This is a genomic window from Variovorax sp. GW821-FHT10C12 (assembly GCF_059415405.1).
Genome location: NZ_JBWKNE010000003.1, coordinates 207,948 through 222,864, shown reverse-complemented (window position 1 = coordinate 222,864; position 14,917 = coordinate 207,948). Strand labels below are relative to the sequence as shown.

Sequence of the window (14,917 nt, the reverse complement as noted above, 5' to 3'; positions counted from 1 at the left end):
AAAGGCTCCTTCGGCAAAGTTGGGTGCGTGGATATTCGATTCGGTTCACAATCGCTTTCGGAGGGAATCTCCTTGGCGTGGGCTGAATCATCCGGTGCGCACAGGGCCCCATCGACGAAACTTTTCACCATCAATGATCGAAGTTTTCGATCATTCCTTTTTGCTGCGAGGAACACCCCGTGCTCAAGCTCACCCTGGAAGCCATCGAGGTCGTCGACGCCATCGCGCGCCACGGCTCCTTTGCCGCCGCCGCCGCGCGGCTGAACAAGGTGCCCTCCACCATCTCCTACGCCGTGGGCAAGCTCGAAGAGCAGCTGGGCATGCTGCTGTTCGAGCGCAACGGCCCGCGCGTGACCCTCACCGCCGCCGGCGAGGAAATGCTCAAGGAAGGCCGCTGGCTGCTCGGCGCCGCGAGCGACCTTGAATCGCGCATGCGGCAGATTGCCACCGGCTATGAATCAGAGCTGCGGCTGGTGCACGACTCGCTCATTCCCACGCAGGCCTTCATGGACGACATCCGCGCCTTCGAAGACCTGCGCTGCGGCACGCGGCTGCGCATCGGCTGCGAGGCGCTCACCGGCAGCTGGGAGGCGCTGCGCGAGGGCCGCGCCGACATCGTCGTGGCCGCGGGCGAAGGCCCGGCCGGCGGCGGCCACCAGGCCGTGGCCGTGGGCAGCCTCGAGTTCGCCTTCTGCGTCGCGCCCACCCACCCGCTCACGCGGCTGAAGCGCCCCGTGCAGCGCGGCGACCTCATCGACTGCAACGCCATCGTCGTCGGCGACACCGCGCGCACCCTGTCGGACCGCACCGTGGGCCTCATGGCCGGCCAGCCGCGCATCACCGTGCCATCGATGGCCGCCAAGGTCGCCTGCCAGGTCGCCGGGCTCGGCCACGGCTTCCTGCCGCGCGCCTGCATCACCGACGAGCTGGCGCGCGGCACGCTGGTCGAACTGCCGACCGAGGAGCCGCGCGCGCCCGAGGCCTTCTGGCTCGCGTGGAAGACCGGCGCGCAGGGCCAGGCGCTGCGCTGGTGGCGCGAGCGGCTGCACCGCACGCTCGTGCCCGCGCTGCTGCCGCGCTCGTTCCTCTGAGAAAAGAAAAAAGAAGTTGTCGCTCAGCCGCCGGTGCGCAGCTTGTCGAGCGCCCGGTCGAGAAACGCCAGCCGGTCTTGTCCCCAGAAGCGCTCGCCGTTCAGGATGAACGTGGGCGCGCCGAACACGCCCGCCTCCACCGCGTCGGCGCTGTTGGCGCGGTACACCGCCAGCACCTCGGCCGACTGCTCCAGCGCCTGCAGCGCCGCGCCGTCGTAGCCGTTTTCATCGGCGATCGCGATGCGCACCGCGGCCTGCGCCGTGTCGCGCTCCTCGGCCCACAGCGCGCGCAGCAATGCGTGCGACAGCGGCTGCGCGTCCAGGCCCTGCAGCTGGGCGGCGATCACCATCCAGCCGGGGTACTTGTTCCAGTTCGGGTCGGTCGGCGCGCCCTTCGGGTAGTGCGCGGGCTCCAGGTTCATCGGCATGCCGAGGTAATCGCGCCAGCGCGACAGCTCCAGCGCGTGGTACGTGCGGCGCGGCTCGGGGCGCGTCTTCAGCGGAATGCCGCCGGTCTGCGGCACCACCGCCTGGAAGTCGTAGGGCTTGAGCGTGAGCTGCACATGGTGGCGGCGCACGATGTCTTGCAGTTGCGGGCCGCCGAGGTAGGCCCAGGGCGAGGAAAGGCTGTAGTAGCAGTCGATGGCGATCATGCGGGGATTATCTTCAGCCCCCGGCCGGCGCGCCGCGCGCCACGGCCATACACCTCGCAACGCACCGCCTCGCGAACGCGGTGAAACTACGCCCCTTGCGCGTTTGCATCGGCTGGGCCCTGCCCTTGCGATGCCACGCCGCCACTTTCCCGGGAGCCCTGATTTGCAGAAGAACACCCAAGCCAAGATTGCCCGCATTGCCCTGTCGGCCTCGGCCGCCGCCATTGGCAGCCTGGCCGCCTACTGGACCCTGCTCGCCACGCGCCAGGGCCACATTCTTTTCAACGCCCGCAAGCTGCCCGTGGTGCATCTGTCGGACGACTTCTCGACCTACTCGCACCCCGTGCCCGGCGGCATGGTGCGCGGCTACGTGTACCACCCGCAGGGCGAAGACGCGCTGCAGGACCTGTTCATCTATTTCGCCGGCCGCGGCGAAGACGTGCGCGCCACCGCGCAGATGCTGCACTGGCTGCCCGAGGGCTTCGGCTTTGCCGCCCTCAACTACCGGGGCGTGGCCGACTCGCAGGGCGCGCCTTCTGAAATTGCCTCCGTGGCCGACGCCGCCCAGTTCGCCAGCCACCTGCGCCGCGCCTTTCCGCAGGCGCGCCTGCACGTGGTGGGCCGCAGCCTGGGCACCGGCGTGGCCATCCAGCTCGTGGCGCGGCAGGAGTTTGCGAGCCTGCAGCTCATCACCCCCTACGACTCGCTGCTCGAAGTCGCCAAGAAGCGCTTTCCGCTCGTGCCGCTGTCGCTGTTGCTGCGGCACCGCTTCAACTCCATCGAGCACAGCAAGGAAGTCGCCGCCAAGACCCAGGTGCTGCTCGCCGCGAAGGACGACGTGGTGCCCCACGAACGCTCCGAAAAACTCATCGCCGCCTGGCCCACGCCCGTGAGCGTGCAGACCGTGTCGAACTCGGACCACCACAACATCACCGGGCTCGAGGAGACCTGGCTGATGCTGGTGGACTTTGCGTTGACGGCGGTGTTGCCGGAGACGAAGGCGGCTTGAGGGCTGCGGGCCGGTCGTGAGGCAGAGGCTTCACGCCGGCCGCCGGGGGCTAGGCCGGCTTGAACAAGGGATGCGCTTGCAGCGCATCGCGCACAGCGATGGCTGTTGCGTTGACGGTGGCGATGCGGGTCATCAACGCTTCGTTGAGCAGGCGCAGCAAGGCGCTCAGTTCAGTGCGGGTGGGGGCGAGCTCTTCGCTGTCGTTCAGCGCGCTGGTGTCTACGAGCTTTTCTAGCGCGGTGTAGGCGCGCATTACGGCGTTGAGGTTGTCGGCGTCGTCGCAGGCTTGCAGGGCGAGGTCGTCGAGCGTAGGTAGCGCGGGGTCGAGAGAAGAAGTGCCAGCGCAAGGTTGCGCGAACACGGGTGCGGATTCAGCCATGAGTGGCCTCCCAGAACTTCGATTTGCAACAACCGACGCCCCCGCTTCCAAACGGTGGCGGCAGCTCGAACGGGTTGGAAGACCGGGAAGCTCTGACGAGAACCGGCAAGGCTCGCGCCTTCCCGTTCGAGCCGCCAAAAACTGGAGGCGCAAACAGAAAAGCCGCAGACCATGTGCGGTGACTGCGGCTTTCGTCGCAGAACTTCGACGGGCTTCCAAACCCGGTCGCGTTTTTTGCGCGACGCCGCAGTATATCGGTGAGGCTCCCGAGCGAAAGACGCTCGCCGCTCCTTACTTTTCAGTCAGGAAAATGAGGCAGCAAGTTGATTCGTCTGCCAAAGGGTTTGATTTGAGCGCAGGGTGCCGCGGTGGAGCGAGCAAAGTCAATCCAAATTCTCCCCACACCTTCTAAGCCGCCATCCTCAAACTCTTGAGTGCAATAGTCTCAATCGAAGAAAGTAGCGCAGTAACGCCGTGATCTGCATCAGAAAATTGCTCATAAATCACACTGGATGTCCCTGCGTGAGCTATTGAACATCTGAGTTTGTAGAACCGGAGCACGGCCTTCTTGTAGCGATCAGGCGAGCGATACAGCGGCTCGCCCTGCGCGGCTCGATCTAGTCCAAGGATGAATCGATTTTTTGCTGTAATTTGCTCTTCGAATGTTTTATCGAACGCAACAAACTCGTCCTTCAGATCGGCCTCTTGGGCTAATGCAACGAGTTGATTCACTTCGCTTGCGAGCTTGACTTTGGCCTCATCCAACGCCTTTGTGGCATCTGCATCAAAACTTGCGAGAAGCGCATTCTTGATATTGTTTAGATAGGCGTGCTCGAGCACTCGATACAAGGACAGACACCTCCACTTAGGATGATGCACAGCCCCAGCCTCACTTAAGAGCCTTGCCTGCATGACGGTGAAGGAAGTAGAAGAGGCACCAACATTGACCGAGGCAGCTAAATGTAGGAGATGATTCACGGGAACGGGCGCGCCTATGTCCCCATGCTGCAAGCCGAACATGGCACATATGAGCCGCAGTCCCTCGCCCCCCATTCCTTTCGGGGTCGCCAAAATTGCATGATCAGCGGCTAGCCGGCGCCAGTCAGAAACGGTTCCCGAGTCAGTCGCCGTCCACGCAGTTTGCCACTGAAGGGACGGATCCATAAGCACCCAAAAAACCAAGTTCTCAAGTGCTGTCGGTAGCTGTGGGCTAGGATTTTTCGAAAGCAGGCCAACAAGTACGGGCACTGCTAGATCGTTAAATATGACCGAACAGTAGCGCTCCTGAATTCTGCCTATTTGAGGAAGAACTCGGATGTCATAAGCTTCACGCAGAGCTAAAGCCTCAATTGCAGCCTGACGCCCGTCCTCTGTGAGGATCAGCCCGTCAAAATAGTCATGAGAACCTGCGCGCAACAGTTCAAGTAATTGCTCAGTGGCCGAACCTTGAGGCAAGCCCAGTGCGTCACACATTCCAGCAGGTAGAAGCGCCATCTCAGGAGCGGGCAGCCCCGAGCGGCCAGCAGTCTCTCATTGGTGTTTCTCCAGCCCCTCGAATAAATTCTCGAAATGCGTTAAACACCATCTCCCGCGTAGCGACCCCCACATTCACCTTGCCTGGGTCGATCCCAACTCTCAGCGCATCGAAGACACCAACCGCCAAAGCGTCAGTATCTGCTTGGGTCTCAGCCAGCAACTGATTTAGTGCCGGCCAAACACGAGCAGCAAGCGAGTCACTTCTTTCCAGAGAGCCTACAGCTGCAGCAACACCTAGCAGAACGGTCTCATTTCCAAAGAAACCGACACCTGCTTGCCCCAAAGCTAGATCAAGTTGAACGACCCACTCGACGAATCGTCGAAATCCATCACCATGCTGCTGATTGGCATCGGCCGGCACCGTCTTTCCTAGAACTTCCACTGCTGACTCCGCAAGCAACTCTTCCATCACTGTATTTCTTAGGTCCAAGTTTGGTTGGCCTTGCAACCACGCTTGAAAACCTTGCGCGAGCTTCGCCAACGCGAATTGCCCGGGCTGAGTACGACGCCTAGCATCACTGACACGAAACACATCGAGCCGAGGAATGCCAGCTAGGTCATCAATAAGTTTTGAACTCAGAACTTCCACCTGATGCTTGACAGACATTGGCCGCTGGCCTGCATTAAGCAGAAGCATTCGATATGCAATTGCACCGAACGCTATGTTCACCCAAATCTCAATGCGTAAGGGTCTGCGCAGAAAATCGTCTCGCTCCGCGCCATCAAGCTCCGCAAGCGTTTGTCGGATTGCATTGGTTCGCTGCAACCCGTCGATCACGTAAACCTGCCCGCTGTCGATGTTCGCAAAGTCCGCCGTTAGCTGACCAAGTAGCCGCCCTGCATGGATTTGCTCGATGGGAAGAGTAAGTTGCAAATTGATCGCCAGAACTACCGGGGGCAAGACGCAGCCCCGCCGAAGATCCTGCCTTAGAGTCGCATACGCTTTTGCCCCGCGAATGATTGACCGCTGAATGTCCAGATTACTTTCAGCACCGGCGGTAAGCGTCAAGAAATCTGCATACGAACAGGTTGCTGTAACACAGTGGGAACGAAGTCGATCATCGCGATCGATAGTGAGTGCTTGTACATCTACGGGCATTTCTTCTCCTGGCGCAGTCAATCTGTAGTGCGCATGCTATCCGACCATGCGCAACCAAATGAAAAACTAGTCGACCTCGGCGGCCAAATGCCGAATCAGCAAACGACAGTCGCACTTATTGTGCGCATGGAATCCAACGATTCTTGCTTCTACATCAACTATCTTCTTCCCCACTCCCCATTTATCCGCAAAGGTAACCGCAAGACACTCCTCCCATCCCACAAGGAGTGCTCTCATGCCAATCGCCTTACTCGCGCTGACCCTCAGCGCCTTCGCCATCGGAACGACCGAGTTCGTCATCGTTGGCCTCATTCCCACCGTCGCTGCCGACCTCGGCATCGGCCTTCCCTCGGCGGGCCTGCTGGTCAGCCTGTATGCGCTGGGCGTTGCCATTGGCGCGCCGGTGCTCACGGCCCTCACGGGCAAGCTGCCGCGCAAGGCGCTGCTGCTCGGGCTGATGGCGCTGTTCACGGTCGGCAACCTGCTGGCCTGGCAAGCGCCCAGCTATGAATCGCTGATTGCCGCCCGCGTGCTCACGGGGCTGGCGCACGGGGTGTTCTTCTCGATCGGCTCGACGATTGCCACCGGCCTGGTGCCGAAGGAAAAGGCGGCGAGCGCCATCGCGATCATGTTCACCGGGCTCACGGTGGCGCTGGTCACGGGCGTGCCGCTGGGCACGTTCATCGGGCAGCACTTCGGCTGGCGCGAGACTTTCCTGGCGGTGTCGGCGCTGGGCGTGGTCGCCTTCATCGGCAGCTGGATCTTCGTGCCGGGCAACATCCGCCACACGCCGCCGGCCTCGCTGGCGCAACAAGCGAAGGTGCTGGCCGAGCCGCGCCTGCTGCTGGTGTATGCCAAGACGGCCATCGGCTACGGCGGCTCGTTCATTCCGTTCACGTTCCTGGCGCCGATCCTCACCGAGGTGTCGGGCTTCAGCGCCGGCGCGGTGGGCTGGGTGATGCTGGTGTACGGCATCTCGGTGGCGGTGGGCAACATCTGGGGCGGCAAGCTGGCCGACCGCATGGGCCCGATTCCGGCGCTGAAGATCATCTTTGCGCTGCTGGCGGCCGTGCTGCTGGTCTTCAACTTCGCGGCGCCGCACAAGTGGCTGGCGCTGGTGGCGGTGCTGATGTGGGGCGCGGTGGCGTTCGGCAACGTGCCGGGGCTGCAGGTGTACGTGGTGAAGCAGGCCGAACGCTTCACGCCGCAGGCGGTGGACGTGGCCTCGGGCCTGAACATCGCGGCCTTCAACCTGGGCATTGCAGGCGCGGCCTGGGCCGGCGGCTTGATCGTGACGCACCTCGGGCTGATGCACACGCCCTGGATCGGCGCACTCGTCGTGCTGGTGTCGCTGGCCCTCACGCAGTGGAGCGGCTCGCTCGACCGCCGTGCCGGCATTCCGGTGCGCGCCTCGGGGCCGGTGCCGGTCGGGCACTGAGCCCTCTTTCCTCTTCTCTTCTTTCCTTTCTTTCTTTGAACACAAGGCACACACACGCCATGACCACGAACAACAACTCCCCCATCCCCGCCTTCGGCCTCGGCACCTTCCGCCTGCAGGGCCAGGTGGTGATCGATTCGGTGAAGAACGGCCTCGACCTGGGCTACCGCACGATCGACACAGCGCAGATCTACGGCAACGAAGCCGAGGTGGGCCAGGCCATTGCCGAAAGCGGCGTGGCCCGCAACGATCTGTTCATCACCACCAAGATCTGGACCGACCACTACGCGAAAGACAAGCTGGTGCCGAGCCTGAAAGACAGCCTCGCCAAGCTGCGCACAGACCATGTGGACCTGACGCTGATCCACTGGCCCTCGCCCGCCAACGCGGTGCCGGTGGCGGAGTTCATGGGCGCGCTGGCCGAGGCCAAGGCGCAGGGGCTCACGAAGCAGATCGGCGTGTCGAACTTCAACATCGCGCTGATGCAGGAGGCCATTGCCGCCGTGGGCGCGCCGGCCATCGCCACGAACCAGATCGAGCTGCACCCCTACCTGCAGAACCGCAAGGTGGCGGCCTTCGCGCAGAGCCAGGGCATTCGCATCACCTCGTACATGACGCTGGCCTACGGCAAGGTGCTGAACGACCCGGTGATCGGCGCCATTGCCACGGCGCACGGCGCCACGCCCGCGCAGGTGGTGCTGGCCTGGGCGATGCAGCTGGGCTATGCGGTGATTCCGTCGTCGACGAAGCGCGCGAACCTCGAAAGCAACCTGAAGGCGCAGCAACTGACGCTGACCGAGGCCGAGATGGCGCAGATCGCCGCGCTCGACCGGGACGAGCGGCTGACCGATCCGCAAGGGCTGTCGCCGGCGTGGGACTGAGGCGCTGGCGCGGGGCATAACGCCGCGCGGCAGAATGCTGTGACCCCTCGGGGCGCCCTCATGGGCGCCCTTTTTCTTCTGCTTCTTTTCGCTTGCCAGCCATGACCGACCTCCACACCCGCATCTCCGACAGCTTCAACGCACAGGGCCTGATGGCCACGCTCGGCGCGCGGCTGGTGCATGTGGGCGACGGCGAGGTGCACATCGAGATGCCGTTTTCAAAAGCGCTGTCGCAGCAGCGCGGCTATGTGCATGCGGGCGCGGTGACGAGCATCGTCGACAGCGCCTGCGGCTACGCGGGGCTCACGAAGGCGCCGCAGGGCTGCGACGTGGTGACGGCGGAGTTCAAGATCAACTTCATGCGGCCCGCGCTGGGCGAGCGCTTCCTGGCGGTGGGCCGCGTGCAAAGCTCGGGCAAGCTGCTCGCGGTGTGCACGGGCGAAGTGCGTGCCTTCGCGAAGGCGGGCGACACCGACTACAAGGTGGTGGCAATGATGCAGGCGACCATCGTGAACGTGCCGCAGTGAGCGAACGGCACCCCGCTTCGCGCCACTAGCAACGCGGCGTGACGGCGATTTCGCTGGGCTGTTCCTGTTGCTGCTGTGGCGGCTTCTGCTGCTCGGCGATCACCGCGCGGCACAGGGCCTGCAGTTCGGCCGCGACGATGTCGGGCGCCTTGCGCAGCTCGGCAATGTCGCGCTCGCCGACGCAGTGGCCTTCGAGGCGCACATAGATGCGACTGAAGTTGCCGCCGAGCGCGCGTGCAATGTCGCGCAGGCAATCGGCCACGCTGGCAAAGCCGGTGTGGCTGTACGAGCTGGGCGGGATCACGCCCTTGGAGCGCGGCGCGCGCACGGAATACAGGTACGACGCGCCTTCAGACCGCAGCTCCACCACGGGCTGCAGGCCTCTCTGAACGTCGCCGTTGCCTTGCTTTCCTTGCATGGGGCGGAGTGTAAATCTGGCGAAGGCAGAATCTGCCGACCAGGCCGAAGGCCGCTTCGCGAGGGGTGGCTCTTCTTCATTTTTTGTTGGTTCACCGCGGCACGTTCAGAGTGCAGCCGCCGTTCACACTTCATCAATCCATGGCCAATCGCTCTTACCTCTACAGCCTCACCAACCGGCCCACGGCGTACACGGACCGCCCCGAAACCATCTCGGGCCTGTCCGAATGGAACTACGACATTCCGTTCATGTACCGGCTGCTGATGTCGGGCGATCCGCAGTTGTGCGCGTCGCTGATCTCCGACGGCCTCGACAGCGACGAAGGGGATGAGAAGGTCAGGCTGTACGCGATCAGCGGCCGCTTCGAGCCGGGCTTTGCGCGGGTGAAGCGCCTGATCGACATCATGCGGTACCTGGCGGCGCAGGCGCCGGTGCCTGCGCCCGCGCCCGCCGCCGCGCCCGTCGTGGCCGCGCCAAAGGCCACGTCGTTCGTCGACCGGCTCAAGGGCTGGTTCTCGCCGCCCGCCGCACCGAAGGCACCGCCTGCGGCTGTCGCGCCCGCAGCGGCCACACCCGCGACGGGCTCGACGCAGCTGCCGGGCTGGCTGGACGAGACCCTGGCTTTTCTCGAAGCCCACCGCAACGAGCACCTGCTGCTGGAGACGGTCGAGCTCGACACCATGACCGAATCGGAAGAGGCCCCGCTGCGGGCCTGCGTCGAGAAGGAGCTTGCCCGCTGCCAGCAGGCCGGCGCCGCGCTCGATGCGCTGCCGCAAGACATCGCGGCGGCGGCGCAGGTGCTGCGCGAAGCCGGTGCGAAAAAACAAGCAGCCCCGCTCGATGCCTTCTTCGGGCTGCGCTTCGACGACGACTGCGACAGCACGCGCAGCCGCGCCACGGAATATCCGCTGGGGCTGCAGTGGTACGACGTGCTGTACTTCGGCCTGCTCAACCGCGCCGAGTTCGAAGCCGCAACGCGCGGCGACGCTGCCGCCGCGTAGCGCTTCAGTTGCCGCGTCGCGGCTCGGCCCACGCCGAGAGGATGCGCACGGCTTCGGCGTCCATCTTCTGCTCGGCCGGTTGCACACGCGCGGCCAGCGGTGCGCCGGCTTCGGCGCGCAGCACGTCGACGTCGATGGGGTGGCGCGCCGCGACGGTCACGCCTTTGAATGCGTCGCCCGACTGCGCGAGCGTGGCCGCGTAGTACAGCTGGCCGATGCCCGCGATGTGCATGGCCGCCACGCACATGGCGCAGGGTTCGCACGAGGTGTAGAGCTCGCAGCCCGACAGGTCGACGGTGCCCAGCCGGCGGCAGGCATCGCGAATGGCCTCGACCTCGCCATGCGAGGTCGGGTCGTGGTGCGCGACGGAGTGGTTGAAGCCCTCGCCCACCACCTCGCCGTTCTTGACGACGACCGCGCCGAAGGGCTCGGTGCCGGGCTCCTGGAGCGCCCGGGCCGAAAGGGCCAGGGCGCGCTGCATGAAGTGTTCTTGGTACATGGGTCGAATCTCCGTTTGTCTCAGGCCTTGCGGGCCTGGTCGATGGGGGACGGCGCGGATGCAGTCTGCGCGCCGAACAGGCCGGCGGTGGCGCTGGCGTAGCGGCGCGGATCGAAGCGCAGCACGGCGGGCAGCAGCAGCACGGTCACGGCGGCCAGGTAGGCCCAGGCCATGGTGAAGCCACCGGTCTGCTCGCGCACCCAGCCGGTGACGAAGGGCGCGAGCGCCGCGATCATGAAGCCCACGCCCTGCATGAAGCCCGCGAGCGCGCCGGCCTGCGCGGGGTCCGGCCGGTGGTCGAGCGCGAGCACCATGCACAGCGAGAACGCGCCGCCCAGGCCGGCGCCGAGCACGACGGCGATGACGGCCGCCGGCACGGGCAGCGCGAGCCCCAGCGCCGCAAAGCCCGCGAGCTGCGCCAGCAGCGCGCCGACCAGCCAGCGCCGCAGGTCGCGCTGGCCGCCGCGCCGCGCGAGCGCCGGCAAGGTGAGCGCGCCGACGACCTGCGCCAGCGTCATGAGCGCGAGCACGGCACCGCCCTGCTGCGCCGTCCAGCCGCGCTCGGCATGGAAGTAATGCGGCAGCCACGCGACGAGGCTGGTGTAGCCGCCGTTGATGAGGCCGAAGCACAGCGCCAGCAGCCACGCGCGGCGGTGGCCGAAGCAGCGCAGCCAGGCGCGGTCGAGCGAGGGGTCGGCGGCACGCACGGATGACGACGCAGACGGCAGTTGCCGCGCGCCGCGCAGCCACGCCACCAGCGCCACCACCGCGAGCACCGCCCACACGGCGAGGCCGACGTGCCAGTCGAGTTGCGCCTCGCCGCCCACGGCGCGCGCGAGCCACGGGCTGGCCATGGCGCCGAGCCCGCCGCCGCCCATGATGGCGGCCGAGTAGAGCCCGGTCATGAGGCCGAGCCGCGCGGGGTAGGCCTGTTTGACCACGCCGGGCATGAGCGCCTGCACCAGCCCCACGCCCGCGCCCGCGAGCGCTGCGCTCCAAAGCAGCGCCGCGGCACCGCCCGCCACGTAGCGGCCGGCGCAGGCCAGCGCGATGGCACCGAGCCCGAGCGCGATGCCGCCGCGCGCGCCGAGGCGCTGGCCCACGGCCGCGCCCGACAGCGACACCGCGCCCATCGCGAACATCGGCAGCACGGTGAGCAGCGCGACGGCATGGAAGCCGATGCCGGTGGCGGCGCGGATCGGTTCGAGCAAGGGGCTGCTCGACGTGAGAAAGGCGCGCAGGTTGAGCGCCACCAGCACGACCACGCAGGCGAAGAAGACCGGGCCCGCGCCGGTGCGCGGGTTGTCCGAGGCGGAAGAGGCGGCGCGGCTCACGCGGGCACGGCGCCGGGCACGAGCGTGCCGTGGCGCGCGACCACGCGGCCGCTCGACACCACGAGCTGGCGCACGGGGCGGCCCACCACGGCCTGCGCGGGCGTTTGCGCGTCGACCAGCACGAGGTCGGCGCGGCAGCCCACGTCGAGCCCGTAGGCCGTGAAGCCGCAGCCGCGCGCGCCGGAATGGGTGACGGTGTCGAGTGCCACGTCGAGCTCGTCGTCGCGGCGCAGGTTGTAGCGCAGGCCGATGAGCATGGCGCGCTCGAGCATGTCGGGGTTGCCGTAGGGCGACCAAGTGTCGCGGATGCCGTCGTTGCCGCCCAGCACGGTGACGCCGGCGGCGCGGCACGCCATGAGCGGCGGCACGTTGCGCGAAGCCGGCGCGCTGGTGATGAGCACCACGCCAAGCTTGGCCATGCGCGCGAGCAGCGCGTCGCGCTCGCGTTCGCTCACGTCGCCCAGGCAGAAGCCGTGGCTGATCGCGACCTGGCCCTGCATGCCGAGCGCCTCGGTGCGCTGCAGGATCAGCTCGAGCGAGAAGGCGCCCATGGCGCCGGGCTCGTGCAGGTGGATGTCGACGGGGCGCTGGTGCTTGTGGGCGATGCCGAAGAGCACGTCGAGCGACTTCACGGGGTCGCCGTCGATGGCGCAGGGGTCGAGGCCGCCGAGCACGTCGGCGCCCATGGCCAGCGACTGGTCGAGCAGCTCGGCCGTGCCGGCGCGCCCGAGCAGGCCCGACTGCGGAAACGCGACGACCTGGATCTGCTGCACCTCGCGCAGCGTCTCGCGCGTGCGCAGCGTGCCTTCGAGGTGGCGCAGGCCGGCCTGGGTGTCGACGTCGACGTGCGTGCGCAGGCGCGTGGTGCCGAGCGCGAGAAAGGCCTTGGCCAGCACCAGCGACTGCGCGGCGGCGTCGTGCCCGCTGGCGTGGCGGAAGGCGCGCTCGTTCTTGATCTTGTCGGTGAGGTTCGTGCCGACCTCGTTGCGGTACCAGGCCATGCCCCACATCGTCTTGTCGAGGTGGGTGTGGCCTTCGACGAGGCCGGGCAGCAGCAAGGCGCCCTCGCCGTCTTCGACGGTGGCGCCGGCCGGCGCGGCCAGCGCCGCGCCGATCTCGGCAATGCGGCCGTCGTGCACGCGCACATCGACAGGAGACGCACCCAGGGGGCGCACGTTGCGGATCAGGAGCTGCGAGGTCATTCGATTTCGTTCGTGGGTCAGAGGCAAGAGAAGACCGGTCAGGCGGGTTGCGCCGCCACGGTGCGCGGCAGCACGCGCGGCGTGACGAGCGCCACCGCCACGAAGACCAGCGCGTTGACCGCCAGCGCCACCAGCCCGGTGTTGAGCGACTTGAAGACCACGGGCGCCGCCGGGAACAGCGTGCCGAGGTTCGCGCCGGTGGTCATCGTGAAGGCCAGCACCGCACCGCCCGCGAGAATGCCCGCAAAGGCGGCGTGCTTGCTGCCGAAGGGTTTCTTCAGCAGGCTGAACAGCAGCGAGGGCAGCAGCTGCGTGAGCAGGCTCGACGCGAAGATGGCCACGGCCACGATGGTGGTGCCGCCGCGCAGCACGAAGTACACGGCCACCAGCGCGAACAGGGGCAGCACGCCGCGCGCCACGCGCGAGACCTGCTTGTCGGTGGCGTGCGGCGCGAAGCCTTCCTTGTAGACGTTCTTGCCGATCACCGTGGAAGCCGTCAGCAAAATCATCGAGCCCGGCACCAGCGCGGTGAGCACGCCCGTGCCGCCGATCACGCCCACGAACCACGGGTCGAAGGTGTGCTTCACGAGGCCGAACAGGGCCAGGTCGACCTCGGAGCCCTTGAGCCCCGGCACCTGCAGGATCGCCGCGAAGCCCACCAGGAACAGGAAGGCGATGACCACTTGGTACAGCGGCATCAGGATGGTGTTGCGGCGCACCGCGCTCGCGCTGCGGGCGGCGTACACCGAGGTGAGGTTGAACGGGTACAGGTAGTAGCCCAGCGCCGTGAGCAGGATGGTCGAGTTGTACCAGGTGAGGTTCAGGCCCTCTTTCGGAAACTCGAAGAAGCTGGGGTTGGCCGCGTGGATGGCGCTGAACATCGGCGTGACGCCGCCGTAGTAGTGCCAGGGCAGGTACACGCCCAGGAACACGGCGAGCACGAGGATCAGGATGTCCTTCACGATGGCGATGCTGGCCGAGCCGTGGATGCCCGAGAACAGGATGTAGCTGACCATCACGAGCGTGCCGATCCAGATCGCCACCTGCGGCGCGATGGAGCCGTACGAGGCCTCCGACACGATGATGCCCAGCCCGCGCAGCTGGATGGTGAGCAGCGCCACCATGCCCATGAGCGCGACCACCGACACCAGCACGCCGAGCGGGCGGCTGTCGTACTTGTGGGCGAAGAAGTCGGAGAACGACACCAGCTTGTGCGCGGTGGCGTAGCGCCAGATGGCCGGCAGCATCCAGAAGGCCATGAGGTAGGCCAGGCCGCCGTAGGCCAGGATGTAGAAGGCCGGCGAGCCCTTGCTGTACGACCAGCCGCTGGCGCCCAGGAAGGTGAAGGTCGAGAACGACTCGCCCGCCATTAGCAGGAACACCATGATCGTGCCCAGCCCGCGCCCGCCCAGCGCCCATTGCTCCAGGCTCATGGTGCGCCCGCGCCGCGCGAGCACGGCCAGGCCGAGGGCACCGGCCACGAAGAGCGCGATCACGCCGAGTGCGGCGTTCATCGCGCGTCTCCTGCGGCCTGGGCAGCCTGCGCGTCCTGCGCGTCGAGGTCGCCTTCGGCGCGGTCGATGACCACCATCACGAGCGAGGTCAGCACCAGCCAGCTCACGTTCCAGACCATCAGGAAGGGCATGCCGAGCACGAAGGTGGGCGCGACGGACGACAGCCATCCCCCGCTGAAGAAGGCGGCGACCGGCAGCAGGGCCAGCCATTTGGCGAGTTTCATGGGATGTCTCTGTGTGTTCGGGTGGTTGGAAATTCGATCTTCTTTTGGTTAACCATTTTAAATATTTTGGTTAACCAAACGGCGCGAATGGTACGGAGCCGGGCGGGCCGCG

The 14,917-nt window shown here is 66.1% G+C and carries 16 protein-coding genes; 6 read left to right on the top strand and 10 right to left on the bottom strand.

What is annotated here, in order from left to right; all coding sequences use genetic code 11:
* The first annotated feature begins 179 nt into the window (after positions 1-179).
* Positions 180-1,091: a LysR family transcriptional regulator gene (locus AC07OH_RS17590; RefSeq protein ID WP_062474265.1), complete on the top strand. Its 912-nt coding sequence runs from the start codon at positions 180-182 to the stop codon at positions 1,089-1,091.
* Positions 1,092-1,114: 23 nt separating this feature from the next.
* Here the strand turns inward: AC07OH_RS17590 and AC07OH_RS17585 are convergent, their stop codons facing one another.
* A complete protein-coding gene (locus AC07OH_RS17585) occupies positions 1,115-1,744 on the bottom strand; it encodes a 2-hydroxychromene-2-carboxylate isomerase (protein ID WP_495301565.1) in 630 nt (209 codons plus the stop codon).
* Between the two features lie 163 nt (positions 1,745-1,907).
* Here AC07OH_RS17585 and AC07OH_RS17580 point away from each other — a divergent pair, with 163 nt between their 5' ends.
* Complete coding sequence (locus AC07OH_RS17580) at positions 1,908-2,753, top strand: alpha/beta hydrolase (protein ID WP_235944225.1); 846 nt, start codon at positions 1,908-1,910, stop codon at positions 2,751-2,753.
* Positions 2,754-2,802: 49 nt separating this feature from the next.
* On the opposite strand, the gene AC07OH_RS17575 is transcribed toward AC07OH_RS17580, so the two are convergent.
* The 3 genes from AC07OH_RS17575 to AC07OH_RS17565 all read right to left on the bottom strand — a co-directional run bounded on the left by AC07OH_RS17575 (position 2,803) and on the right by AC07OH_RS17565 (position 5,767).
* Positions 2,803-3,132: a hypothetical protein gene (locus AC07OH_RS17575; protein ID WP_495301564.1), complete on the bottom strand. Its 330-nt coding sequence runs from the start codon at positions 3,130-3,132 to the stop codon at positions 2,803-2,805.
* A 408-nt stretch (positions 3,133-3,540) separates the two neighbouring features.
* Positions 3,541-4,605, bottom strand: a complete 1,065-nt coding sequence (locus tag AC07OH_RS17570) for a hypothetical protein (RefSeq protein ID WP_495301563.1) — start codon at positions 4,603-4,605, stop codon at positions 3,541-3,543.
* Positions 4,606-4,627: 22 nt separating this feature from the next.
* On the bottom strand, positions 4,628-5,767 hold the full coding sequence (locus AC07OH_RS17565; RefSeq protein WP_495301562.1) for a hypothetical protein: 1,140 nt from the start codon (positions 5,765-5,767) through the stop codon (positions 4,628-4,630).
* A gap of 235 nt (positions 5,768-6,002) precedes the next feature.
* Here AC07OH_RS17565 and AC07OH_RS17560 point away from each other — a divergent pair, with 235 nt between their 5' ends.
* The 3 genes from AC07OH_RS17560 to AC07OH_RS17550 all read left to right on the top strand — a co-directional run bounded on the left by AC07OH_RS17560 (position 6,003) and on the right by AC07OH_RS17550 (position 8,613).
* Complete coding sequence (locus AC07OH_RS17560) at positions 6,003-7,205, top strand: MFS transporter (protein WP_354345761.1); 1,203 nt, start codon at positions 6,003-6,005, stop codon at positions 7,203-7,205.
* A gap of 59 nt (positions 7,206-7,264) precedes the next feature.
* Positions 7,265-8,086, top strand: a complete 822-nt coding sequence (gene dkgB / locus AC07OH_RS17555) for a 2,5-didehydrogluconate reductase DkgB (protein ID WP_495301561.1) — start codon at positions 7,265-7,267, stop codon at positions 8,084-8,086.
* A gap of 101 nt (positions 8,087-8,187) precedes the next feature.
* On the top strand, positions 8,188-8,613 hold the full coding sequence (locus tag AC07OH_RS17550; protein WP_070060148.1) for a PaaI family thioesterase: 426 nt from the start codon (positions 8,188-8,190) through the stop codon (positions 8,611-8,613).
* A gap of 25 nt (positions 8,614-8,638) precedes the next feature.
* Here AC07OH_RS17550 and AC07OH_RS17545 read toward each other — a convergent pair whose 3' ends face one another.
* Entirely contained in the window at positions 8,639-9,031 is a 393-nt protein-coding gene (locus tag AC07OH_RS17545) for a hypothetical protein (RefSeq protein WP_495301560.1), read from the bottom strand.
* A 140-nt stretch (positions 9,032-9,171) separates the two neighbouring features.
* On the opposite strand from AC07OH_RS17545, the gene AC07OH_RS17540 reads away from it, so the two are divergent.
* Positions 9,172-10,032, top strand: coding sequence for a DUF7822 domain-containing protein (locus AC07OH_RS17540; protein ID WP_495301559.1), 861 nt, complete (start codon positions 9,172-9,174; stop codon positions 10,030-10,032).
* 4 nt (positions 10,033-10,036) lie between these two features.
* On the opposite strand, the gene AC07OH_RS17535 is transcribed toward AC07OH_RS17540, so the two are convergent.
* The 5 genes from AC07OH_RS17535 to AC07OH_RS17515 are packed head-to-tail and all read right to left on the bottom strand — an operon-like array spanning position 10,037 to position 14,805.
* Positions 10,037-10,531, bottom strand: a complete 495-nt coding sequence (locus tag AC07OH_RS17535; RefSeq protein ID WP_495301558.1) for a nucleoside deaminase — start codon at positions 10,529-10,531, stop codon at positions 10,037-10,039.
* Between the two features lie 20 nt (positions 10,532-10,551).
* Entirely contained in the window at positions 10,552-11,865 is a 1,314-nt protein-coding gene (locus tag AC07OH_RS17530; protein WP_495301557.1) for a cyanate transporter, read from the bottom strand.
* Complete coding sequence (locus tag AC07OH_RS17525; protein WP_495301556.1) at positions 11,862-13,067, bottom strand: amidohydrolase family protein; 1,206 nt, start codon at positions 13,065-13,067, stop codon at positions 11,862-11,864. The genes AC07OH_RS17530 and AC07OH_RS17525 overlap by 4 nt, the downstream gene beginning before the upstream one ends.
* Positions 13,068-13,105: 38 nt before the next feature.
* Positions 13,106-14,581 (bottom strand): sodium:solute symporter family protein, encoded by a 1,476-nt coding sequence (locus AC07OH_RS17520; RefSeq protein ID WP_095743585.1) that lies wholly within the window; start codon positions 14,579-14,581, stop codon positions 13,106-13,108.
* Positions 14,578-14,805 carry a DUF3311 domain-containing protein gene (locus AC07OH_RS17515; protein ID WP_159273847.1) on the bottom strand — a complete coding sequence of 76 codons (228 nt, stop codon included), beginning with the start codon at positions 14,803-14,805 and terminating at the stop codon, positions 14,578-14,580. Before AC07OH_RS17515 ends, AC07OH_RS17520 begins: the two co-directional genes overlap by 4 nt.
* Positions 14,806-14,917: the final 112 nt, after the last annotated feature.